Origin of the sequence: Erythrobacter sp. SDW2 (assembly GCF_021431965.1) — a bacterium.
GTDB lineage: Bacteria > Pseudomonadota > Alphaproteobacteria > Sphingomonadales > Sphingomonadaceae > Parerythrobacter.
The window spans coordinates 705999-729560 of sequence record NZ_CP090370.1; the positions used below are offsets into that span (position 1 = coordinate 705999).

Annotated in this window: 17 protein-coding genes; 11 read left to right on the top strand and 6 right to left on the bottom strand. The window is 65.6% G+C overall.

Annotation, left to right across the window (positions count from 1 at the left end):
- Positions 1 to 12: 12 nt before the first annotated feature.
- The 5 genes from LY632_RS03480 to LY632_RS03500 form a co-directional block, all read right to left on the bottom strand.
- Positions 13 to 1233 (bottom strand): carbohydrate porin, encoded by a 1221-nt coding sequence (locus LY632_RS03480; protein WP_234092419.1) that lies wholly within the window; start codon positions 1231 to 1233, stop codon positions 13 to 15.
- A 167-nt stretch (positions 1234 to 1400) separates the two neighbouring features.
- The gene (locus tag LY632_RS03485) at positions 1401 to 2837 is read right to left on the bottom strand and encodes a glutamate synthase subunit beta (RefSeq protein WP_234092420.1); all 1437 of its coding nucleotides are present in this window, start codon (positions 2835 to 2837) and stop codon (positions 1401 to 1403) included.
- 105 nt (positions 2838 to 2942) lie between these two features.
- The gene (gltB, locus tag LY632_RS03490) at positions 2943 to 7586 is read right to left on the bottom strand and encodes a glutamate synthase large subunit (protein WP_234092421.1); all 4644 of its coding nucleotides are present in this window, start codon (positions 7584 to 7586) and stop codon (positions 2943 to 2945) included.
- Positions 7587 to 7822: 236 nt separating this feature from the next.
- A complete protein-coding gene (locus LY632_RS03495) occupies positions 7823 to 9751 on the bottom strand; it encodes a hypothetical protein (protein ID WP_234092422.1) in 1929 nt (642 codons plus the stop codon).
- A 40-nt stretch (positions 9752 to 9791) separates the two neighbouring features.
- Positions 9792 to 11021 (bottom strand): TIGR04063 family PEP-CTERM/XrtA system glycosyltransferase, encoded by a 1230-nt coding sequence (locus LY632_RS03500; protein WP_234092423.1) that lies wholly within the window; start codon positions 11019 to 11021, stop codon positions 9792 to 9794.
- Between the two features lie 64 nt (positions 11022 to 11085).
- On the opposite strand from LY632_RS03500, the gene LY632_RS03505 reads away from it, so the two are divergent.
- The 8 genes from LY632_RS03505 (at position 11086) to LY632_RS03540 (ending at position 16933) form a co-directional block, all read left to right on the top strand.
- Positions 11086 to 11229, top strand: coding sequence for a hypothetical protein (locus LY632_RS03505; RefSeq protein ID WP_234092424.1), 144 nt, complete (start codon positions 11086 to 11088; stop codon positions 11227 to 11229).
- Complete coding sequence (locus tag LY632_RS03510; protein WP_234092425.1) at positions 11226 to 12623, top strand: putative O-glycosylation ligase, exosortase A system-associated; 1398 nt, start codon at positions 11226 to 11228, stop codon at positions 12621 to 12623. The genes LY632_RS03505 and LY632_RS03510 overlap by 4 nt, the downstream gene beginning before the upstream one ends.
- A gap of 81 nt (positions 12624 to 12704) precedes the next feature.
- On the top strand, positions 12705 to 13154 hold the full coding sequence (locus tag LY632_RS03515) for a MaoC family dehydratase (RefSeq protein ID WP_234092426.1): 450 nt from the start codon (positions 12705 to 12707) through the stop codon (positions 13152 to 13154).
- A gap of 97 nt (positions 13155 to 13251) precedes the next feature.
- Positions 13252 to 14436 (top strand): acetyl-CoA C-acyltransferase, encoded by a 1185-nt coding sequence (locus LY632_RS03520; protein ID WP_234092427.1) that lies wholly within the window; start codon positions 13252 to 13254, stop codon positions 14434 to 14436.
- Positions 14437 to 14441: 5 nt separating this feature from the next.
- The gene (locus tag LY632_RS03525) at positions 14442 to 15410 is read left to right on the top strand and encodes a hypothetical protein (protein WP_234092428.1); all 969 of its coding nucleotides are present in this window, start codon (positions 14442 to 14444) and stop codon (positions 15408 to 15410) included.
- 59 nt (positions 15411 to 15469) lie between these two features.
- Positions 15470 to 16060 (top strand): hypothetical protein, encoded by a 591-nt coding sequence (locus LY632_RS03530; protein ID WP_234092429.1) that lies wholly within the window; start codon positions 15470 to 15472, stop codon positions 16058 to 16060.
- Positions 16061 to 16063: 3 nt separating this feature from the next.
- A complete protein-coding gene (locus tag LY632_RS03535) occupies positions 16064 to 16294 on the top strand; it encodes a DUF4126 domain-containing protein (protein ID WP_255695725.1) in 231 nt (76 codons plus the stop codon).
- 102 nt (positions 16295 to 16396) lie between these two features.
- Positions 16397 to 16933, top strand: a complete 537-nt coding sequence (locus LY632_RS03540) for a hypothetical protein (RefSeq protein WP_234092431.1) — start codon at positions 16397 to 16399, stop codon at positions 16931 to 16933.
- Positions 16934 to 17042: 109 nt separating this feature from the next.
- On the opposite strand, the gene LY632_RS03545 is transcribed toward LY632_RS03540, so the two are convergent.
- Positions 17043 to 18296 (bottom strand): polyhydroxyalkanoate depolymerase, encoded by a 1254-nt coding sequence (locus LY632_RS03545; protein WP_234092432.1) that lies wholly within the window; start codon positions 18294 to 18296, stop codon positions 17043 to 17045.
- Positions 18297 to 18457: 161 nt separating this feature from the next.
- On the opposite strand from LY632_RS03545, the gene LY632_RS03550 reads away from it, so the two are divergent.
- From LY632_RS03550 to LY632_RS03560, 3 genes are all read left to right on the top strand, one after another.
- A complete protein-coding gene (locus LY632_RS03550) occupies positions 18458 to 20305 on the top strand; it encodes an ABC transporter transmembrane domain-containing protein (RefSeq protein WP_255695722.1) in 1848 nt (615 codons plus the stop codon).
- 127 nt (positions 20306 to 20432) lie between these two features.
- The gene (locus tag LY632_RS03555; protein ID WP_234092433.1) at positions 20433 to 22598 is read left to right on the top strand and encodes a M13 family metallopeptidase; all 2166 of its coding nucleotides are present in this window, start codon (positions 20433 to 20435) and stop codon (positions 22596 to 22598) included.
- A 79-nt stretch (positions 22599 to 22677) separates the two neighbouring features.
- Complete coding sequence (locus LY632_RS03560) at positions 22678 to 23487, top strand: undecaprenyl-diphosphate phosphatase (protein ID WP_234092434.1); 810 nt, start codon at positions 22678 to 22680, stop codon at positions 23485 to 23487.
- The last annotated feature ends 75 nt before the right edge of the window (positions 23488 to 23562 follow it).

Consider the following 23562-nt stretch of genomic DNA (forward strand, 5'->3'; position numbering starts at 1 on the left):
CAAGCGGGCCGCTCAGAACCGCGTCACCGCTCTCAGCCCCACGGCCCACCCCGGCTTGCGTCCCGCCACAGTGCTGTCGATATACTGCACATCGGCGGTGATGCGCAGCGGTTTGGCGACCTGCAGGGTGTAGAACGCCTCGACGCCTTCCTCGTCCTCGAAACCAACGAAGGGTGCGAGGTCGTCGACCAGCTTGTCGCTCAGCGAATAGCGGAACCAGGCGAGGCCGAAGTGGTCCTGCGGGCGGAACGGGACGTCGCCCGAGATGCCGAAGATGCCGCTGACGTCGAGCGGAGTCGGGTCGCCGTCGGAGAAGAACACCTGCCCGAACGCGCCCCAGCCCTTGCCCGGGGCGTCCTTGTAAAGGCCGAGATACTGGTAAGCGGCCAGCACCACACTCGCCTGCCCCCGGGCATTGCCGAAGCTGCCGCCCGGCACCGGGCGGAGCGCGGCGGGCAGCACCTCGACCGGCGGCCCCTTGCGGGTCGTGCCCGACAGCTTGATCGCGTAATAGCCCGGCTTGCCGCCCAGCTTGACCGGGAATGTGACCGAGGCCAGCGCGCCGACGCCGGTCGAGAACGGGCTTTCGAACCCGGTATCCTGTGTCTGGATCACCGGATCGAACACCCACAGCCGGTAGAGCGCCCCCTTGGTCGGCACGGTCAGCATCGCGCCGAGCATGGATTGCGGCACGATGGTACTGGGCGGGAGCGCGAAGGCGAGGTTCTCGAACCCTTCGATCCCGCCGCCGCCGACCACCGGCAGCCCGGCGGCAATATCGAGGACGTTGACCTTGCCCACTTCAAGCGAAGTGCCCGACTGCCAGGTCTTCTTGACGCTCAGCGACAGGTCGAACTGGGTACCGTCATCGGTCGGATAGAACAGCCCGGTCTGGACCGGCAACACGCCGATCTCGCCATTGATGCTCTGGCCGTAGCGCAGCTCGGGGTGGATGTTGACGGTGAAGGAATCGTCGAGGCCGATCACCGATCCGGGGACCTTGGCGTAAATGTCGACGCGCCCGCCGTAGCGCCAGCGGTCGTCGATCCCGTTACGGATCGAGGTCCCGAGGAACTGGGTCCAGACGAATTCGACGTCGGGTTCCTTCTTTGCCGGCTGGGTGACCCCAGGTGCGGCCGGAGGGAGAGCGACGGACGTGTCGGCCGCGGCCTCACCGGGCTCTTCGGGATCAGCTGCATCCTGCGCGACCACAGCAGCAGGTGATACAGACAACAAAAGGAAGCTGCCCCAACCCGCAGCAGCGCGCATACGCAACGAGAATCCCTCCCAGATTTCAAGGCCGCACTGTTGTGCCGGCCGGTTGCGCGATCGAGCCTCCAGCCTAGCGGAAAGCCCTTATCGCACAAGCACCTTGCCGGAATCGGCGGGAAGAAATCCGTTCAGCGCGGCAGTTCGGTTACGCCCATCAGCGCTTCGTCGACCGCCCGCGCACACTGGCGGCCTTCGCGGATCGCCCACACCACCAGGCTCTGCCCGCGGCGCATGTCACCACAGGCATAGATCCCCGGCTCGCTGGTGGCGTAGCTGTCGGTGTCAGCCGCGACATTGCCGCGCCCGTCTAGCGAAACACCTGCCTTGTCGAGCAGGCCGCGCTTCCTCGGGCCGGTGAAACCCATGGCGAGCAGGATCAGGTCGGCGGGCAGGGTGAACTCGCTGCCCGGGACTTCCTGGATCTTGCCGTCCACCCATTCGATGCGGACACATTCAAGCCCGGTCACGGTCTCGCCATCGCCGACCACGCGCTTGGTCAGGACCGACCAGTCGCGGTGCACGCCTTCCTGGTGGCTCGACGAAGTGCGCAACTTCAATGGCCAGTCGGGCCAGGTCAGCGCCTTGTCCTCGTGCTCGGGTGGCTTGGGCATGATTTCCAGCTGGGTGACCGATGCAGCACCCTGCCGGTTGGAGGTGCCGACACAGTCGCTCCCCGTATCGCCGCCGCCGATGACAATGACATGCTTGCCGGTTGCGGTCAGCGTGCCGCGCGGCGCGGCGCGGACCTCGTCGTCGCCCGCGTTGCGCTTGTTCTGCTGGGTCAGGAATTCCATCGCGAAGCGCACCCCGGCCATTTCCGCGCCCGGGATGTCGAGCGCGCGCGGTTCTTCCGCGCCGCCGGACAGCACGATGGCGTCGAAGTTCTCCTGCAGCGCCTTGAAGCTGACCTCCACGCCCACTTCGGCGCTGGTCTTGAAGGTCACGCCTTCGGCTTCCATTTGCACCGCCCGCCGGTTGATGAGGTGCTTCTCCATCTTGAAGTCGGGGATGCCGTAACGCAGCAGCCCGCCGATCCGGTCCTGCTTTTCGAACACCGTCACCGCATGGCCCGCGCGGGCCAGTTGCTGCGCGCAGGCGAGGCCGGCCGGGCCGCTGCCGATCACGGCGACGGACTTTCCGGTCTGTTTTTCAGGCACCTGCGGCTTGATCCAGCCTTCGCGCCAGCCGCGATCGACGATGGCGCATTCGATGCTCTTGATGGTCACCGGCTGGTCGATCAGGTTGAGCGTGCAGCTCGCCTCGCACGGGGCGGGGCAGATGCGGCCGGTGAACTCCGGGAAATTGTTGGTCGAATGGAGGACCGTCAGCGCGTTCTTCCAGTCGTTCTCGTAAACGAGATGGTTCCAGTCCGGGATGATGTTGTTCACCGGACAGCCGTTGTGACAATAGGGAATGCCGCAATTCATGCAGCGGCTGGCCTGCGCGGCGAGCTCCTCTGCAGGCGGTTCGATCGCGAATTCGCGATAGTTCTCGACGCGCTTTTCAGGTGCGATGTAGTCGCGCTCGCGGCGGTCGAGTTCGAGGAAGCCGGTTTCTTTGCCCACGAGGTCAAATCTCCGATTTGGCCGAAGCCCCTGCGAAAGCAGGGGTCGTTCTGATACGATAGCGATCCCAGCTTTCGCTGGGATGACGGTAGAAGCTGAGAGCCATCACTCCGCCGCTTCCATGGCGGCTTCGCTCTGCTCTTCCTCGAGCGCCTTGAGCGCGCGGCGGTAATCGGTCGGCATGACCTTGACGAATTTGGCGAGGGCAGCATCCCAGTCCTCCAGCAGCGCCGCCGCCTTGGGCGAGCCGGTGTGGAGCTTGTGCCGCTCGACCAGGATGCGCAGCCGCTCCCCATCGTGCCGCAGCATGTCGCCCATGCCGAAATCGTGCACGCTGGCGGGGCGCTGGCGGGGCCTGCCAGCGCCGTCCTCCGCGTCAGGCTCGCCCGTAATCCGTTCCAGCTCGACCTGGGCCGGGTTGACCATGTCGGCGAACGCCCCGTCCTCGTCGAGGACATAGGCGATCCCGCCGCTCATCCCGGCCGCGAAATTGCGCCCGGTCTTGCCCAGCACGACCACCACGCCGCCGGTCATGTACTCGCAGCCATGATCGCCGGTGCCTTCGACGACGGCAATCGCGCCCGAGTTGCGGACCGCGAAACGCTCGCCCGCGACGCCCTGGAAATAGGCCTCGCCGGCGATCGCGCCATACAGCACGGTGTTGCCGACGATGATGTTCTCGCCGGGCGTCCGGGTAGTGCCATCGGGCTGGCGGACGATGATGCGCCCGCCGCTGAGGCCCTTGCCGACATAGTCGTTGGCATCGCCGGTCAGATCAAGCGTGACGCCGTGGGCCAGCCACGCGCCGAAGCTTTGCCCCGCGACGCCCTTGAGGTTGACGCGGATGGTATCAGGCGCGAGGCCTGCGTGGCCGTAGCGCCGCGCGACCTCGCCCGAAAGCATGGTGCCGGTGGTGCGATTCACATTCCGGATGGAGCGATCAAGCACCACCGCCTCGCCCCGCTCCAGCGCGGGCTGGCAGGCAGCGATCAGCTCGTTGTCCATGGCGCTGTCGAGGCCATGCTCCTGCGTCAGCGTGTGATGCAGTGCGGCGCCTTCGGGAAGCTCGACGCGGTGCAGCAGGCGCGACAGATCGACCCCTGCGGCCTTCCAGTGCCGTTCGACCCGGCGCATGTCGAGCCGGTCGACCCGGCCGATCATTTCCTCGACCGTGCGGAAGCCAAGCTCGGCCATGATCGCCCGCAGTTCCTCGGCGACGAAGAAGAAGTAGTTGATCACATGCTCGGGCGTACCGGTGAAGCGCGCGCGCAGCACCGGGTCCTGGGTCGCGACGCCGACAGGGCAGGTGTTGAGATGGCACTTGCGCATCATGATGCAGCCGGCCGCAATCAGCGGTGCAGTGGCGAAACCGAACTCGTCCGCGCCGAGCAGCGCGCCGATGGCAACATCGCGCCCGGTCCGCAGCCCCCCATCGACCTGCACCGCGATGCGGCTGCGCAGATCGTTCAGCAGCAGCGTCTGCTGGGTCTCGGCAAGGCCGATTTCCCAAGGGGACCCGGCGTGGGTCAGGCTGGTCAGCGGAGACGCGCCGGTGCCGCCTTCATAGCCCGAAATGGTGACATGATCGGCCTTGCACTTGGAAACGCCCGCCGCGACCGTGCCGACCCCGACTTCGCTGACCAGCTTGACCGAAATGCGCGCGCTCGGCTGCACATTCTTGAGGTCGTGGATCAGCTGGGCGAGGTCCTCGATCGAATAGATGTCATGGTGCGGCGGCGGGCTGATCAGACCGACGCCGGGGGTGGCATGGCGGACCGCGCCGATGCGCTTGTCGACCTTGTGGCCGGGCAGCTGGCCGCCTTCGCCGGGCTTCGCGCCCTGCGCCATCTTGATCTGGATATCGTCCGAATTGACGAGATATTCGGTGGTCACGCCAAAGCGGCCGCTGGCGACCTGCTTGATCCGGCTGCGCATCGAATCGCCATTGTCCATCGGCTGGAAGCGGAACGGCTCCTCGCCGCCTTCGCCGGTGTTGGAGCGCCCGCCGATGCGGTTCATGGCGATGGCGAGGGTCGAGTGCGCTTCGTGGCTGATGCTGCCGAAGCTCATTGCCCCGGTGCTGAAGCGCTTCACGATTTCGCTGGCCGGTTCGACCTCGTCGAGCGGGATCGGACCGCCTTCGGCCGGCTTGAACTCCATCAGCCCACGGATTGTCAGCAACCGCTCGCTCTGCTCGTTGATCGAGGCGGCGAAGTCGGCGTAATCCTTGTAGCTGTTGCCGCGGACAGCGTGCTGCAGCGAGGCGATGTTCGACGGGGTCCAGGCATGGTCCTCGCCGCGCAGGCGGAACTGGTAGATGCCGCCGATATCGAGCATCTCGCGGTGCAGCGGATCGTCGCCATAAGCGACCTCGTGCCGCCGCACGGCTTCCTCGGCCACTTCCTTCAGGCCGATGCCTTCGATGGTGGTGGCGGTGCCGGTGAAATACTTCTCGATGAACTCGCTCGACAGGCCGACCGCGTCGAAAATCTGCGCACCGCAATAGGACTGGTAGGTCGAGATGCCCATCTTGGACATGACCTTGAGGATGCCCTTGCCGACGGCCTTGATATAGTTCGCCTGCACCTTTTCCGGCGCGACATCGGGATGGCGGCGCTGGCGCTGATCTTCGAGCGTTTCGAAGGCGAGATACGGATTGATCGCTTCCGCGCCATAGCCTGCCAGCACGCAATAATGATGCACTTCGCGCGCTTCACCGGTTTCGACCACCAGCCCGGTCTGCATCCTGAGGCCCTGCCGGACGAGGTGGTGGTGTACCGCAGCCGTTGCGAGCGCGGCCGGGATCGGGATGCGGTTTTCGTTCTGGGTCCGGTCGCTGAGGATCAGGATATTGGCGTCCTGCAACACCGCCTCGGTCGCGGCCCAGCACATTTCCTTCAATGCCATCTCGAGGCCGTCGGCCCCGGTGGCGGCATCCCAGGTGATATCGACCGTCGCGGTCCGGAAGGCACCGTCGAGGGCGATCTCGACCGAGCGGATCTTGGCCAGATCCTGATTGGTGAGGATCGGCTGGCTGACTTCGAGGCGCTTGTGCGTACCGGCATCGCGGCCGAGCAGATTCGGGCGCGGGCCGATCATCGAGAGCAGGCTCATCACCAGTTCTTCGCGGATCGGGTCGATCGGCGGGTTGGTGACCTGGGCGAAGTTCTGCTTGAAATAGTCGTAGAGCAGGCGGCTCTTCCGGCTCAGCACCGCGATCGGCGTGTCGGTGCCCATCGAGCCGATCGGATCGTCGGCCGCCAGGGCCATCGGCTCGAGGAAGCGGGTGATGTCTTCCTGGGTGTAGCCGAAGGCCTGCTGGCGATCGAGCAGCGTGGTTTCGACCGGCGGAATCTCCGCCAGCTCGGGATCGACCGTGCCGAGGTCTTCGAGCTTGTACTGCGCGCTGTCGAGCCAGTCGGCATAGGGCTCTTCGGCGCTCAGCTTCGCCTTCAGCTCGGCGTCCTCGATGATGCGGCCTTCCTCGAGGTCGATCAGCAGCATCTTGCCCGGCTGGAGCCGCCACTTGCGGGTGATGTCTTCCTCGGCGAAGGGCAGTACGCCGCTTTCCGAGGCGAGACAGACGATGTCGTCCTTGGTGACGCAATAGCGGGCCGGGCGCAGGCCGTTGCGGTCGAGGCAGGCGCCGATCTGGCGGCCATCGGTAAAGGCGACTGCGGCGGGTCCGTCCCATGGCTCCATCAGCGCCGCGTGATACTCGTAGAAAGCACGGCGCCCCTGGTCCATCAGCGGGTTCTTGGCCCAGGCTTCCGGCATCAGCATCATCATCGCATGGGCGAGGCTGTAGCCGCCGACCAGCAGCAGCTCGAGCGCATTGTCGAGGCAGGCGGTGTCCGACTGGCCGTGCGGGATCAGCGGCCACATCTTGTCGAGGTCCGGCCCCAGCAATTCGCTTTCCATCGTACGGCGACGGGCGTTCATCCAGTTGACGTTGCCGCGCACGGTGTTGATCTCGCCGTTGTGCGCCATGAAGCGGTAGGGGTGGGCGAGCCGCCAGCTGGGGAAGGTGTTGGTGCTGAAGCGCTGGTGGACGAGGCCGAGCGCCGACTGGCAATCGGGATCGCGCAGATCGTCGTAGAACGAGCCGACCTGCGTCGCCAGCAGCAGCCCCTTGTACACAATGGTTCGCGAGCTGAAGCTCGGGATGTAGGTTTCGGTCAGCGCGGGCAGGTCGTGCTTCTCCGCCAACTTGGCGAGCGGGTTCAGAGTCTGCTTGCGGATCACCACCAGCTTGCGCTCGAACGCATCCTGGCTCGCGCAATTCGGCCCACGTGCTATCACGCATTGGCGGATCACCGGCATGGAGGCGATCACCGCCTCGCCGAGCCCGTCGGTCGTGGTCGGGACATCGCGCCAGCCGATCACCTGTTGCCCCTCCTTGGCGGCAAACTTCTCGAGCTGGCCGACGACGAAATCGCGCGCCGCCTCGTCCTGCGGCAGGAAACACATCGCCACGCCATACTCGCCGGCAGCGGGCAGATCGCGCCCTGCGGCGGCTGCCCAGCGGCGGAAGATCGGGTCGGGCGTCTGGATCAGGATCCCCGCGCCGTCGCCCAGCAGCGGGTCGGCCCCGACCGCGCCGCGATGATCGAGGTTCTCGAGGATCTGCAGCGCCTGTTTGACAATGGCATGGCTCCGCTCGCCTTTGATATGCGCAACGAAGCCGACGCCGCAGGCGTCATGCTCGTTGCGCGGATCGTACAGGCCCTGCGGGGCGATGGTGGCCATTGCATTCTTCCTGTCATTTGCCCCGCACACGCCGATAGCGGCGGGGCGCGGCAATTAAGCACGCGTCTCGACGGGCGATCCCGGACCGAAACTTTCGCGAACTGGCCTTGTGAAGACAGGAAGTGTTTTTTGCAAGTGCGAAGCGGCGAAGATTAGCTTCACCCGACGCAAGAACGCCCCGCGCTAGGGCGGGGCGTTCCGGGTACGCGAATGCGTGATCTGGTATGCCTTTCGCGTCAGGCGGCGCCGCTCATCCGCTGGAGCTTTTCCAGCGCCTCGCGCAAAGCCCGCTCGGTTTCCGCCGGGTCGGCGGGTCTCTGGGCCGGCATGGTCGGCACGGCGCGGGAGAGGCCGCCGGGTGCCTCGATACCAACCGGTGCATCGAAGGGGCGCGCGGCATTGGTCGTCGGGGCTTGCTGGCCCGGGAACACCACCACCGCTTCGGGCGCGCCAGCGAGCGCTGCTTCGTCGTCTTCCTCGACCCGCGGGAACTCGCGATGGATGCCGAGCGGGCTCTTCATGCTCAGCAGCGAGCTGTATGCATCATCATTCCCGTCGTCGTCTTCGTCCTCGGCTCCGGCGAGCGGATCGGCAAAGGCGGCAGGCATGGCAGGCTCGGCAGGCGCAGCGAAGGGTGCCGGTGCCGGGGCCGCTGCGACTTCTGCCGGTCGCGCGAACATCCGCTCGGGCACGCCAAACGAGAAGCCTGGCGTGGCGGCGAAAGGATCATCCTCGCCGTCATCTTCTTCGAACGCGCCAAGGTCGAGCGGGCGCAAGGCCGCAGGCAAAGGATTGGTGCGCTCGGCCGCAGACGCGGCGATCTCTGGTGTCGGTTGCGGTGGTGCGAACGAGGGCATGGCTATCGGTGCCTCCGACGCGGAGGCAGCGGCCGGGTCTTGTTCTTCAGGCTGGGCAAGGCCGAAGGGAACAGCGGGTTCGGCCTGCTCGAAGGGGTCGTCGGTGGCTGGGGTCGGGGCGGGCGCGGCATCGTGGGCCTGCATCGCGCGGGCAAAGCGCGCGATCAGTTCCGACATCGAGAGCTCGGCCAGCGCAGCAGCAGGAGCAGCAGGCGCGGCTTCTCCTGCGCTGGGCGCTGCCGCGAAGCCAGTCGGCGCGAAGGAATGCGAAGCGAACACCGGGGCCGGGGGCGGGGCAAATGGCGCAGGCTGCGGTGCGCCGAAGACCTGGCGCGGAGCTTCCTCGGCAGGCGGCGCAGTATGGTTGCCGAAAGGGTTGTCGCTGGCACTGGGGGCGGGCTGGCCACCACGGCTGTTGCTGCTCATGCTGTCTTCCTCGTGCGGCATGCCGAACAGGACGGGACCGGGTTCGCGCGGCGTTTGGTCATCCTGTGCCGGGCTGGCATGGTAGTCGGCACCGTCACCGCCCATGTCCGGCTGTACGGGGAAGGCGAGCGGCACATCGAACGGGCGCGGAGCTTCGGCCGTGGCCGGGTTGCGCAGGTCACCGAGAATTTCCCCGTGCTCTTCGGCATGGAGTTCGGCCAGGTCGGGCGCGTCCGGGACGAGATTGCTGCCGTCGCGGCGATTGGCGGGATCGGCGGTCTCGAACTCCAACGGACCGTCGAACGAACGGATTGCGGCCTGCTGGCCCCGCTCGCCGGGATAACCTTCGCCTGGCAGCGGGACGTGAGAGAGATACTGGCTCGTGCCCGAGTCGTCCGTCACCGACAAGGCCCGGCGGCGTCCGGGTAGCGGCGGCTTGCCGGCCTGGGCGGGCTGGTCATCGTCGTCGGCAACCGGCCCAAGGCCTTCTTCGCCCAGCTCCTCGGTGGCGACGATCGGACGCTTGGCAGGCGCTTCTTCCTGATTGCGGGCGGCCTTGCGCGGGCTTTGTGCCGGTTTGGTAGCGGTCTGCGATTCGACCACCTTGCGGGCGACAAAAATGCCCGCAACCACACCGAAGACTGCTGCCATGGCGGCAAGGGTCAGTTTGGCGGTAATACCGATCGGCGGGGCGGCGGCCGGAACAACAACGGCTATACCGGTCGCATCGACCAGCCTTTCGATCAGGATGTCGGGCAGCACCAGCGTGCCGATGCCGAACAGCGCGGCAAACCACAGGGCGACAATGGCCGGGAATGCCGGATGGGCGCTTATCGGCGGCTGGCCCGCCCCCTTGCGCTGTGCCGTTCGTGCCTTGCTCATTCGAAACGTCCTGTTGCCCGGGATCGTGTTCCAGCTGCCGTCAGGCTGCCTTCGACACGGGTCCATTGGGCACAGGGGCTAGCAAATGATGGTAAACGCTTTGATAACGATCCACATTGCGGGCCCAGTCATGCGCACTGGCGACATGCCTTGCGGCCCGTTCGCGCATCGCTGCCCAGCTTCCCTGGCGCCGGGCGAGATCGTCCAGCGCTTCGGCCATGGCGGTTGGATCATCCGCCGGGAACAGTGTCCCGGTGATACCGTCGGCGATCAGCTCGCGGTGACCGCCGACGTCGGAAGCGGCCACCAGCCGCTGCTGCGCCATGGCCTCGAGCGGTTTCAGCGGTGTGACGAGATCGGTCAGCCGCGAGCGCTTGCGCGGATAGGCGAGGATGTCGATCAAGGAGTAATAGCGTTCGACTTCGCTATGCGGCACGCGCCCGGTGAAGTGGATCGCACCGTTTGCGGTACTTGCCGCAGCCTGCGCTCGCAGGGCGGCCTCCATCGGCCCCCCGCCGACCAGCAGCAACTGCGCCCCCGGTTGGCGATCGATCAGCAGCGGCATGGCGGCGATCAGATCGTCGAGCCCCTCGTAGTCGTAGAAGCTGCCGATGAAGCCGATCACGGGGCCGGTCTCGATGGCGAGCTCGGCCGCCAGCGCGTCATCACGCGGGGCAGGCTCGCCGAACAGCGCCATGTCGACCCCGTTGGGCGAGAGTCCGATCTTGCCGGCCGAGTGCCCGCGCGCGATCAGATCCTCGCGCAGCCCGTTGCAGATGGTGAACACGGCATCGGCCTGCGCCACCACGCGGTTTTCCAGCGCGCGGGTCAGCCGGTATTTGAACGAGCCTTCGCTGCCCGTGCCATTGCCGACCGCCGCATCTTCCCAGAAGGCGCGGACTTCATAGACCACCGGGATTCCCAGCAGCTGCCCAGCGCGCACTGCCGCCATGCCGCACAGCGCGGGCGAATGGGCGTGCAGCACATCCGGCCGCCATTCCTGCGCCAGAGCGATGATCGCCTCGGTCAGCCGGGCGATCTCCCGGAACTCGCGCACGCCCGGCGGGCCGGACACAGTGCCGCGGGTGCGGTGGAATGTCAGCCCGTCGATCTCTTCCATATCCGGGCCGTCCTCGCTGTGCCGCAGCCCGGTGATGGCGCGCAATTGGATCCCCTGGGCCTGCTGGCTGGTCAGAATCGCGCGGGTGCGGAAGGTATAGCCGCTGTGGAGCGGCAGCGAGTGGTCGAGGACATGGAGCACACGGGTCATGGCCAAAGCATTAGCGCCAATGTGCTTAACGCCGCGTCAACTCCAAGCTGCTAGCCGCGAGCACATGATCGACATGTTCGCCCTGTTGCTGGTGCACGGCCTGCTGTTCCTGGCCGCCTTCAGGCTGATGATGGACGATAGCGTCGATCACGATCCGGTGTTCGATCCGCCTCCCGGCGAAAGCCCCGGGAGCAGTCCCGGCGAATGACCGACATCTTCTTCCTCGGCTTTTTCGGCCTCATCATGGCGTTGGGCCTCAGACGCCCGTTCCTGTGGGTGCTGGCCTATCTGTGGGTCGATATCCTCGCCCCGCAGAAGATCGCTTTTGGCTTCTTCGCTTCGGTTCCGGTCTCGCTGATCGCATTCTGCGCCGGCTTTGCCGGCTGGCTGCTGACCGACAGCAAGAAGGGGCTGCGCTTCACCTTGCGCCAGGGGCTGCTGCTGTTCCTGCTGGTGTGGTGCTATTACACGCTGCAGGGCTCGGCTTTTCCCGAACCCGCCGGGACCAAGTGGGACTGGGTGTGGAAGTCGCTGTTCTTCGCCATCTTCCTGCCTTTCACTCTGTTCACCCGCAAGCGCATGGAAGGTGCCGCGCTGGTGATCGTGCTGACCGTGGGTGCGATCGCCATATCCGGCGGCATGAAGACCGTCTTCGGCGGCGGCGGCTACGGCGTGCTGTCGCTGTTCGTCAACGACAACTCGGGCATTTACGAAAGCTCGACCATCTCCACCGCGGCAGTGGGGATCATCCCGCTGATCCTGTGGTTCACCCGCCACGGCAGGATCTTCGCGCCCGACTGGCGGGTCAAGGCGTTCTCCTACTGCCTCATCCTGGCATGCCTGATGATCCCCATCGGCACGGTCTCGCGCACCGGCCTGCTGTGCATCGCGGTCTTGCTGCTATTGGCCTTCCGCGATGTGAAGCGGCGCGCGGCCTTTATCGTCGCCGGGGCCTCGCTCGGGCTGATGGCCTTGCCGTTCATGCCGCAGAGTTACTGGGATCGCATGTCGACCATCGGCCAGGCCGACGGCGACGAATCTGCCTCGACCCGCGTCGCCGTTTGGGAATGGACACTCGACTATGTGGCCGAGAATCCTACCGGCGGCGGCTTCGATGCCTACCGCGCCAACAAGTTCACTTACCGCCTGCCGGTCCGCAAGGGCGAAGGCAATATGAGCTCGGTCCGTTACGAGATGGTGACCGACGAGGGGCGTGCCTACCACTCGGCCTTCTTCGAGGTGCTCGGCGAACAGGGCTATCCCGGCTTCGCCGCCTGGCTGGCGCTGCAACTGATGGGCCTGTGGCAGATGGAGAAGATCCGCCGGCGCTGGAAAAAGCGTACCGGGCCCGACCAGCAATGGCAGGCCCCGCTCGCCACGGCGCTGCAATATGCGCACATCATCTATCTCGTCGGCGCGGCGTTCCAGGGGATCGCCTACCAGCCGTTCATCATGATGCTGATCGGCCTCCAGATCGCCTTTCACAGCTACTGCCAGCGGCTCGATTCGCCCGCCAAGCTGCCGATCGGAGCGCAGCTCCGGGCAGCATCCGCGACGCAGGCCCCGCAGGACGTAACGGCAAGCCGCGCCGCATTGCGCTAGCCCCTCCTATCGGCCATGAACGGGCGCAACCGGCGCGCCGTTCAAGAGTCGCGCCACCCACATGGCCAGGAGGAAATGCCAATGAGCCCGCAGGACGTTGCCGCCAAGACCGGCGAAGTGATCGGCACCAGCGAATGGGTCGAGATGACCCAGGACAAGGTCAACATGTTCGCCGATGCCACCGGCGACCACCAGTTCATCCATATCGACGAAGAGAAAGCCAAGCTGACGCCGTTCGGCGGCACCATCGTGCACGGGTTCATGACCCTGTCGATGATCCCCTATCTCGGCGCCAACAGTTCGACGCCCAAGATCGACGGCGTGAAAATGGGCGTCAACTACGGTGGCAACAAGACCCGCTTCATCAGCCCGGTCCGCGTCGGCAAGCGCATCCGCGGCCACTGGAAGCTGCTCGAAATGGTCGAGAAGCGCCCCGGCCAGTGGCAGCAGACCTGCGAGATCACCATCGAGATCGAAGGCGAGGAAAAGCCCGCGTTGATCTGCGAATGGATCACCCAGCTGTTTGTCTAACGCGTCGTCCCAGCGCAAGCTGGGACCGCTTTCGGCCGAATGCCAACCCGACAAAGATCCCAGCTTGCGCTGGGATGACGACTTGAAGGAATTCCCCATGTCACGTGACGCAGTCATCGTTTCCACTGCCCGCACCCCGCTGACCAAGGCGGCGCGCGGTTCGTTCAACAACACCCTGGCCCCGACGCTGGGCTCGTTCTCGGTCAAGGCAGCGGTCGAGCGCGCCGGTCTTGAAGGCGGCGAAATCGACGACGTGCTGTTTGGCGCGGCGATGCAGCAGGGTTCGCAGACGATGAACGTGGCGCGCCTGATCGCGCTGCGCTCGGGCCTGCCGGTGACCGTGCCGGGCATGTCGATCGACCGTCAGTGCTCCAGCGGCCTGATGAGCATCGCCACCGCCGCCAAGCAGATCATCGTCGACCGGCAGGACATCTGCGTCGCCGGCGGGATCGAAAGCATCTCCAAGGTTTCGGGCAGCGGCAAGGCCTTCATCGAGACCGATCCCGAACTGCTGGAAATGCACAAGGACACCTACATGCCGATGATCGGCACGGCGGAAGTCGTGGCCAAGCGCTATGGCATCAGCCGCGAGGCGCAGGACGAATACTCGCTCCAGTCGCAGCAGCGCACCGCCGCTGCGCAGGCCGCGGGCAAATACGACGACGAGATCGTCCCGTGCAAGGCGACCATGGCGGTGATGGACAAGGAAACGAAGGAAATCTCCTTCAAGGAAGTCGTCGCCGACAAGGACGAATGCAACCGCCCCGACACCACGCTGGATGGTCTCGCCAGCCTCAAGCCGGTGATGGGCGAAGGCTACACGATCACCGCCGGCAATGCCTCTCAGCTCGCCGACGGATCCTCGGCCTGCGTGCTGATGGAAGCCAAGGTCGCGAAACAGCGCGGGCTACAGCCGCTCGGCCGCTATGTCGGCATGGCGGTGGCCGGCACCGAGCCCGACGAGATGGGCATCGGTCCGGTCTATGCCATCCCCAAGCTGCTCAAGGCGTTCGACCTCAAGATGGACGACATCGGCCTGTGGGAACTCAACGAAGCCTTCGCCGTGCAGGTGCTCTATTGCCGCGACAAGCTGGGCATTCCTGACGAACTGCTCAACGTCAACGGCGGCTCGATCTCGATCGGCCACCCCTTCGGCATGACCGGCGCCCGCTGCGCCGGCCACGCGCTGATCGAAGGCAAGCGCCGCGGCGTGAAATACGCCGTGGTCACCATGTGCATCGGCGGCGGCCAGGGCGCAGCCGGGCTGTTCGAGGTGTTCTGACACCGATGAAAACGATCGTGGCGCGGGCCGTCGTGGCCTGCCTTTCGACCATGCTCTGCGCCTGTGCCACGGTCGCGGATACGCCTGATACGTCTCGCCTCGGGTTCACCGACCTGACCGGGCAATTCGACGCCGCCTACAAGGCTGCGCCGCAGGACGATGCGGCGCGGCTGGAGGCGCTGGGCGGGGCCTTTGCCGATGACCTGCCCGGGTTCTACGACCCGGCGCGCTTCGGCGAAGATGCCGATGCCTATCGCCGCATGGCGGCTCGCTTCCTGGCTGCCTATCCCGCCCGCCGCGGCGAGATTGGCGAGGTCGCGCAGCGTTTCGGCGCCATGTTCGATCCGGCGGTGGCCGATTTCGAACGCCGGGTAGGCCCTCTTCCCACCGATATGCCGGTCGTCCTGGTCGTATCGATGGGCGAGTTCGACGGCGCGACCAGGACGCTCGGCGGGCGCGAATACCTGCTGTTCGGGGCCGACATGATCGCCGAGATTCACGACGGCGAAGCGCGTGCCTTCGTCCAGCATGAATTGTTCCATATCTACCACAGCCCCCGGATGGGCCAGTGCGAGCCGTTCTATTGCAGCCTCTGGACCGAAGGGCTGGCGGTCTACGCCGCCCGGACGCTCAACCCCGAGGCCACCGACGCGCAGCTTTTGCTGACCTTGCCGGAGCCGATCCGCCCGGCGGCCGAGCAGCATCGCCGCGAAGCCGTCTGCGCCACCCTGGCGAGGCTGGACGAACGGGACAGCAAGGATTGGGGCGCCTTCTTTTCGGGCGCGCGCCTCAACGAACGATTACCACCGCGCTTCGGCTATCTGGTCGGGTTGTGGGTGGCGCAGGAACTTGGCAAGACGCACAGTCTCGAACAGATGGCGCAGTGGCAGGGGCCGGATCTGCGCGCGCGGATCGGCGTTGCGCTGGAGAACATGGCCGACTGCGGCGGGGCGGCGACGGGCGCGAGCAATTGAGACTGCGGCCGGGCGGGACCGGCGCGCGCCGCCACATAGGGCAAGGAAGGACAAGCGAGATGCGATTGGCCATACTGGCACCGATCTTCGGGGCGATTGCGCTGTCGGCCTGCGGCGGGGAGCCTGCCGAAACGCCGGAGCCGGGCACCACCGTCGGTGAAGAGGCCGGGGCGGAGCTGACGGGCCTTGCCTCGACCTACACGGCGCTCGATCTCGACAAGTGCCAGCTTGTCAGCGAGCAGGCCGAGGAAGGCACTAGCGCCGAATGGCGCTGCGAGGGCTTCGGGGATCTGCCGCTGCTCGTCTCCGAGGGCGATGGCCGCTTCGATCTCGACGCCGGGGTGAAGAACGAGGCATTCGAGACCATCGGCGCGTTCAATTCGCTGGGCGACAACGTCGAATGGCGGCTCAGGGACGGCAAGCCCTTCGCGGTGATCTTCCGCTATCTCGATGCGACCGAGGAGGCCAAGGGCCGCACGGTGCTGGCGGTCGAGAAGGTCGGAACTGCGGCCACAACTGGATGCCGGGTGGCGCAGGTCGCGGGCGATGTGCCCGATGCCAACCAGGTCGCGCGCGATCTGGCCGACAGCAATGCGGCCGATTTCACCTGCGGCACGACCGAGATGGCACTGGCCGGCAACGCACAATAGCCGCTGCTTGACACGAGCCCCGAACCGGTCAGCAATATCGCCGTCTCCAGCATGGAGGACGTTGCGACCATGGGGCTGCTGTGGCTCGAATATGAATATCCGCTTGCGGCGGGCGTGGTGGCGCTGGCGTTGCTGACGTTGGCCGTCGCGCTCTTGCTGTGGGCGCGAAAGATGATCAAGCGCCTGTTCTTCAGAGTGCCGAAGGTCGAGGGGGTGGGTCGGGGCTCACCGTAATCCGGGTCTGCGTTCGGGATGCGGGAATGGGCCAACGACTACCCACGATTAGGGTGGATTTCGGAATGGCGGCTTTGTGATGATCTATGGTATTGGTCCAGCATGACAATTCGCTCCGCCCTTCTTTGCTCTTTTCTGTTCACTGTGACGGGTTGTGATCAATCTGCTGAGGTACGAAGGTTAGAACAGTCATCATCAACCTCCGAAGCGCGAAAGTTAGAACGGCCATCATCGACCTCCGAGGTCCGGAAGATCAAAGACCCATTCCCGAATGCATCCGAAGTTCGACTATTTGTTGAAGTTGATTACCCGAAGGAGAGTGGTAACCCGATATTCAGCAAAGAGAATGGCGTGATTTTGAGTGATGCCGATCGCTTGCGATTCGAGGATGCATTGCGTTTTGTACCGATGCCTGAAGCAATGGCCGCGTGCTTCGTTCCTCACCATTTTTTCCGCTACTTCGACGACAAGGGAAAGCAGGTTGGCGAGGTGGCCGTGTGCTTCTGCTGCGCAGGAACCTCTGCATCAGGCGGCGACAAGCTAAAGCCAGAGCCAGATGAAATCCTTGATGCCGATATGAAGGCTTTGGAAGCTCTAGTGCTAGACTTGGGTGAGTCCACACAAGTCCTTTGCGAATAACAGCCGAACGACCGCCTCGGGGTAGTTTGCAGACAGTCGGGTTTCGTCTCCGAAATCCAGGAATCTGAGCGTCTGGATTGCGCCCTAAGCGCCGTAATCTGCCCGCCGATCAAGCCGCAGTCTTCGCCGACCGGTGCTCCGCGATAAACTCCTCCACCACCGGCGCAATCCGGTCTCGCCATTTGCTGCCGTTGAAGATGCCATAGTGCCCCGCCCCTTCGGCAAGGTAATAGCGCTTCTTCGCCTCGGGCAGGCTGGGCGTCAGCTTCAGCGCGGCTCTGGTCTGGCCGATGCCGGAGATATCGTCGCGCTCGCCCTCGATCGCCAGCAGCGCGGTGTCGATGATCGCGCTTAAGTCGACCGGCTCACCCTTGTGCAGGAAGGTGCCGTTCGGGAGCGAATGCTTCTGGAAGACTTCCTCCACCGTCTGGAGGTAGAATTCCGCCGTCATATCGCAGACGCTGCGGTATTCGTCGTAGAAGTCCTTGGTCGCCTGCGCGCTGGCATCGTCGCCGACGGTGAGATGCTTGAACATCTCGTAATGGCTCATCATGTGGCTGCCGAGGTTCATGGACATGAAGCCGGCCAGCTGCAGGAAGCCGGGATAGACCTTCCGGCCGGAGCCCGGATAGTTCATCGGCACGGTCGCGATCACGCTCTGGCGGAACCAGGCGATGGGGCGCTCCATGGCGAGATCGTTGACCGAGGTCGGGCTCTCACGGGTGTCGATCGGGCCGCCCATCATGGTCAGCGTCGCGGGGCGGAACGGGTCGTGGCGCGCGTTCATCAGCGCTGTCGCGGCAAAGGCCGGGACCGAGGGCTGGCACACCGCCATCATATGCGCGCGGCCGCCGGTGGCATCGGGGCCGATGAAGTCGAGGAATTCGACCAGGTAATCGATATAATCGTCGAGATCGAAGGTCCCGGCACTGGTCGGCACCATCCGGGCATCGGCCCAGTCGGTGATATAGACTTCGCAGCTTTCGACCATCCGCTCGACCGTACCGCGCAGCAGCGTGGCATAGTGCCCGCTCATCGGCGCGACGATCAGCAACGAGGGGGCATCATCGGGCAGGCCGTCACGGCGGAAGCGGAGCAGATCGCCGAACGGCTTCTCCAGCACCCGCGCCTCGCGCACCACGAAAGGCGCGCCGTCCACTTCGACCATCTCGATGCCGAAGGCCGGCTTGCCGCGATCCTGCGAGGCATGGGCGAACACATCGAGCGCGCTGGCGACGACCGGGCCCATGCTGGTGTAGGACCAGGGATTGACCGGATTGGTCAGCCATTCGGCGGAGATGGCTGCGAGTGCGCTGGCGCTGTGCAGCCACGAGCGCTGCAGTTCATAGGCGTGATAAAGCAATGCGTGTCCCCTGCGAGAGGCTCTCCGGCCCCCTGAACGGGCTCTCCCGGCCCTCGTGGCCAGGAACTTGGACCCGAAATACCGATTGTGCAATGCACAATTGCTGAATGAAACCGGTCGCAGTGGATTTTCGCTCCGCAAGCGACTAGGCGACAGGGCGAATGTCCCAGACCGATCCCACACCCGAAGCACTGCCCGTCGTCACCCGCCTGTTCGAAGGCGAGCCCGAGGAAAACGCGACGCCCAAGCGCCGCTCGCTCGGCCCCTTGCGCATGATCTTCGCCGAAGCGGCGAAATACCCCGACAAGGTGGCGCTGGCCTTCCTCGCGCTGCTGGTCACGGCGGCGGCGACGCTGGCGATTCCGGCGGGTTTCAAGATGATTATCGATCGCGGCTTCGCCTCTGGCGGCGATCCGGCCGATATCGCCCGCTGGTTCCGCTACCTGCTGATGATCGTCGGTGTGCTGGCGCTGGGTACGGCGCTGCGGTTCTACTTCGTCAGCTGGATCGGCGAGCGGGTGGTGGCCGATATCCGCCTGAAAGTGCACGCCAACCTGCTGCGGCAGGAACCGGGCTTCTACGAGGAGAACAGCCCCAAGGAAATCTCCAGCCGGATGACCAGCGATACTGCCATTATCGAGCAGGTGGTGGGCACGACGGTATCCGTCGCCCTGCGCAACATCCTGATGGCGATCGGCGGCGCGGCTTACCTGTTCTATCTCGCCCCTTCGCTGACGCTGGGGATGCTGCTGGTGATCCCGGCGGTGGTGATCCCGATCACCGTATTCGGGCGGCGGCTGCGCAATGTCTCGCGCACCAGCCAGGACCGCGTGGCGGACGTCGGCGCGATGGTGACCGAAGTGCTCAGCGCCATGAAGATCGTCCAGAGCTTCAACCAGGAGGGGCGCGAGACCAGCCGCTTCGGCGAGGCGGTGGAGAGCATTTTCTCCGTCGCCAAGCGCCGCATCCTGATCCGCGCGGTGATGACCTCGATCATCATCCTGTTGATCTTCGGCTCGATCACCCTGCTGATGTGGCGCGGCGCAGTGGGGGTGAGCGAAGGCACGATCTCGGGCGGGACCATCGCCGCTTTCGTCATCACCGGCGGTCTGGTGGCGGGCGCGTTCGGCGCGTTGACCGAAGTCTATGGCGATCTGCTGCGCGGCGCGGGTGCGGCGAGCCGATTGAACGAACTGCTCACCGCGCAGCCGATGATTGCAGCCCCGGCGCGGGCGCAGTCGCTGCCCACACCTGCGCGCGGCAGCCTGTCGTTCCGCAATGTCACCTTCCGCTATCCCACCCGCCCCGATGCCCCGGCGCTGAAGGATTTCACGCTCGAGGTCGAACCGGGCGAGACCGTCGCCATCGTCGGCCCCTCGGGCGCGGGCAAATCGACCATCTTCCAGCTGGCCGAACGGTTCTACGACCCGCAGGCCGGGACGGTACGGATCGACGGCATCCCGCTGACCCAGGTCGATCCGGCCGAGGTCCGCCAGCGGATCGCGCTGGTGCCGCAGGACGGGGTGCTGTTCAGCGCCGATGCGCGCGACAATCTGCGCTACGGCAACTGGGACGCCAGTGACGAGCAGATCTGGGAGGCAGCCCGCGCCGCCAATGCCGAACGCTTCCTGCGGGACCTTCCCGATGGGCTCGACACCTTCCTGGGTGAAGACGGCACGCGGCTGTCGGGCGGGCAGCAGCAACGCATCGCCATCGCCCGCGCGGTGCTGCGCGATGCGCCGATCCTGCTGCTCGACGAGGCAACCAGCGCGCTCGATGCCGAGAGCGAGCGGCTGGTGCAGGATGCGCTCGAGCACCTGATGCAGGGCCGCACCACGCTGGTCATCGCCCACCGCCTCGCCACCGTGCGCGCGGCCGACCGGATCGTGGTGATGGAGGACGGCCAGATCGTCGAGCAGGGCACCCATGCCCAGCTGAGCACGGCCGGGGGTCTCTACGCGCGCCTGGCCAAGCTGCAGTTCGACCATCCGCAGGCGGGGGCGGCCTGATTCTAATCGACGGAGCGCAAGGGCGCGCCGACCAATGACAGCGCGGATTCCCCCGTCCGCGCTATGACCCTCGTGCTGCTCCCGGCAGGTCGCGCAGGGAGCCAACCGACCATAAGGGGGTCCGTCCATGATCCGTACCGTTTTCGCCACAACCGCGAGCGCGCTGGCGCTGGCTCTCGCTGCCCCGGCGCTCGCCGCCGATAACGGCGATTCGATCGATCTACTGTTCGACGATGCCGCGCCGGAAGCTGCCCCGCAACCGGCCACGCCGACAATGAGCTTCGGCACGTGGGGCGTCGACACCTCGCTGTTGTCCGACACCATCAAGCCGGGCGACGACTTCTTCGGTTACGTCAACCAGGAATGGCTCGATGCGAACCCGCTGCCGGCCGAATACAGCCGCTTCGGCGCCTTCAACCTGCTGCGCGAGAAATCGACCTCCGACATCAAGGCGCTGATCGACGGCATGGTCGAACACGAGGCGCATCTCTCCGCCAGCGACCGCCGGGTCGTCTCGGCCTACAAGGCCTATCTCGATACCGATGCGATCGAGGCCGCAGGGCTAGCCCCCGCGCAGCCCGCGCTAAACGAGATCGCCGAAGCGGCTTCGCTGGAGGACCTCGTCAAGGTATGGAGCGTGCCCGGCATGCCCGGCCCGGTCGGAGCCTTTGTCACGGTCGACCAGAAGGCACCCGACACCTACACCACCTATGTCGGCACCGGCGGGCTCGGCCTGCCCGACCGCGACTACTACCTCGACGAAACGGAGAAGGGGAAGGCGATCCAGCAGGGCTATCGCGGCTATCTCGCTTTCCTGCTGGGCGAGGCCGGCTATGCCGATCCGGCGGCCACCGCTGCGGCGGTCTATGCCTTCGAGGATAGCATCGCCCGCACCGTATCGTGGGACCGCGCGGTCAGCCGCAACCGCGATCTGACCTACAATGCCGCGAACCCGGAAGAGCTGCTGGCGATGGCGGGCGACTTCCCGCTGGCGACGATGCTCGCGGCCACCGGCTTCGACAAGGCGACCAAGTTCGTGGTGCCGCAGGTCCCGCCGACCGACGAGGAGGTCGCCGCGCTGGGCCTGACACCGGACGTGGTGGCCAAGATCGGCAAGGGAACGCCGGGCATGTTCGCGCTGCTCGCCGCGACTCCGCTCGACACGCTCAAGGCCTGGACCGCCGCGCGCTTCCTCTCCAGCAATGCCGATGTCCTTCCCAAGCGCTTCGACGATGCCAATTTCGCTTTCTTCGGCAAGGCGCTGCGGGGCCAACCCGAGCAGCGCCCGCGCTGGAAGCGCGCGACGGACGAGACCGAAGGGCTGCTCGGCGAAGTGCTCGGCAAGGCCTATGTCGAACGCTACTTCCCGCAGGAAAACAAGGCGGCAATGGACGAACTGGTCGGCAATCTGCGGCTCGCCATGGCGCAGTCGATCGACGAGATCACCTGGATGGGCGATGCCACCAAGGTCGAGGCGCGGGCCAAGCTCGATGCCTTCGATCCCAAGATCGGCTACCGCGAGAACCTCGAGACCTATGAGGGGCTGGAGATCGGCAGCGATCCCATTGCCAACCGCATGGCCTCGGCCAAGTGGGAGTTCGAAGACAATATCTCGAAGCTCGGCCAGCCGATCGACCGCACCGAATGGGGCATGCTGCCGCAGACGGTGAACGCCTATTACAACGCGACCAAGAACGAGATCGTCTTCCCGGCCGGCATCCTGCAGCAGCCGTTCTTCGGCATCTCGGCCGATCCAGCGGTCAACTACGGCGCCATCGGCGGGGTCATCGGCCACGAGATGGGCCACGGCTTCGACGATCAGGGCTCCAAGTCCGACGGCACGGGCGAGCTGCGCAACTGGTGGACCGATGCCGACCGCGCCGAGTTCGACAAGCGCGGCAATGCGCTGGTCGAACAGTACAACGCCTTCTGCCCGCTCGACGACGGCACAACCTGCGTCAACGGCCGGCTGACCTTGGGCGAGAACATCGGTGACCTCGGCGGCCTCAGCCTCGCCTACCGCGCCTACAAGATCCACCTCGATGGCAAGGAAGACAAGGTGATCGACGGTCTGACCGGCGACCAGCGCTTCTTCATCGCCTGGGCGCAGGTGTGGCGCAGCCAGCAGCGCGAGGACAATGCCCGCCAGCGGTTGCGGACCGACAGCCACAGCCCGGAGGAGTTCCGTACCAACGGCGTCGTGCGCAATCTCGACGAATGGTACGAAGCTTTCGCCATCACCGAGGACGATCCGATGTACATCCCGCCCGAACAGCGCGTGCGGATCTGGTAAGGTCAAACCGCCCGCAAAATCGGTACGGGGCCGCCAAGTTCCTTGACTTGGCGGCCCCCAGTCTTTTGAGCGGCATCCCATGGACAACACCGTCACTGCGATCCTGCTCGGCATCCTCGAGGGCTTCACCGAGTTCCTGCCGATATCCTCGACCGGGCACCTGATCCTGGCGCAGGCCTTCTTCGGTTATGACCCGGAAGAATGGCGGCAGTTCAACATCGTCATCCAGCTCGGAGCGATCCTGGCGGTGGTGGTCAGCTACTGGTCGACCTTCTGGTCGATGGGCACGGGCCTGCTGCGACTGGAGGCAGAGGCAGTCCGCTTCGTCCGCAATATCCTGCTCGGCTTTGTGCCGGCGGCGGTGATCGGGCTGCTGGCCAAGGATGCGATCGATGTCATGCTCGGCAGCCCGATGGTGGTGGCGGTGGCCCTGGTGGTCGGCGGCATCGCGATCCTGGTGCTGGAGAAGATCATTCCCGCGCGGCCGGACAACGGCGTTGCCGCGCTGCCGTGGCAGACCGCGATGGCGATCGGGCTGGTGCAATGCCTTGCCATGATCCCGGGCACGAGCCGCTCGGGTGCGACCATCATGGGCGCGCTGGCGATGGGCGTGGGCCGCAAGACCGCAGCGGAGTTCTCGTTCTTCCTCGCGGTGCCGACCATGCTGGGCGCGGCGACGGTGAAGATCCTCGACGAACCGGCGCTGCTGGCAGGCCAAGCGGCCATCGGCTGGGGCGAGATCGCGCTCGGCTTCGGGGCGGCTTTCGTCACCGCGCTGGTCGTGATCCGGGCCTTCGTCGCCTATGTCAGCAAACGCGGCTTTGCGCCCTTCGCGTGGTACCGGATCGTCCTCGGGGCCTTTGCCATCTGGTGGTTCGCTGCTGGCTGAGAATGCCTTCAGGCAAGGGCGTAACCGGCGGAACCAATCGACCTTGAGTCACGTTGCAACAGGGAACCCCCTAAT

Bases quoted from the DNA above. Each gene is read 5' to 3' on its own strand.
- LY632_RS03515 (WP_234092426.1), top strand. From the start codon at position 12,705: ATGAGCCCGCAGGACGTTGCCGCCAAGACCGGCGAAGTGATCGGCACC.
- gltB (WP_234092421.1), bottom strand. From the start codon at position 7,586: ATGGCCACCATCGCCCCGCAGGGCCTGTACGATCCGCGCAACGAGCAT.
- LY632_RS03530 (WP_234092429.1), top strand. From the start codon at position 15,470: ATGCGATTGGCCATACTGGCACCGATCTTCGGGGCGATTGCGCTGTCG.
- LY632_RS03500 (WP_234092423.1), bottom strand. From the start codon at position 11,021: ATGACCCGTGTGCTCCATGTCCTCGACCACTCGCTGCCGCTCCACAGC.
- LY632_RS03520 (WP_234092427.1), top strand. From the start codon at position 13,252: ATGTCACGTGACGCAGTCATCGTTTCCACTGCCCGCACCCCGCTGACC.
- LY632_RS03555 (WP_234092433.1), top strand. From the start codon at position 20,433: ATGATCCGTACCGTTTTCGCCACAACCGCGAGCGCGCTGGCGCTGGCT.
- LY632_RS03540 (WP_234092431.1), top strand. From the start codon at position 16,397: ATGACAATTCGCTCCGCCCTTCTTTGCTCTTTTCTGTTCACTGTGACG.
- LY632_RS03560 (WP_234092434.1), top strand. From the start codon at position 22,678: ATGGACAACACCGTCACTGCGATCCTGCTCGGCATCCTCGAGGGCTTC.
- LY632_RS03495 (WP_234092422.1), bottom strand. From the start codon at position 9,751: ATGAGCAAGGCACGAACGGCACAGCGCAAGGGGGCGGGCCAGCCGCCG.
- LY632_RS03505 (WP_234092424.1), top strand. From the start codon at position 11,086: ATGATCGACATGTTCGCCCTGTTGCTGGTGCACGGCCTGCTGTTCCTG.
- LY632_RS03510 (WP_234092425.1), top strand. From the start codon at position 11,226: ATGACCGACATCTTCTTCCTCGGCTTTTTCGGCCTCATCATGGCGTTG.
- LY632_RS03550 (WP_255695722.1), top strand. From the start codon at position 18,458: ATGTCCCAGACCGATCCCACACCCGAAGCACTGCCCGTCGTCACCCGC.
- LY632_RS03525 (WP_234092428.1), top strand. From the start codon at position 14,442: ATGAAAACGATCGTGGCGCGGGCCGTCGTGGCCTGCCTTTCGACCATG.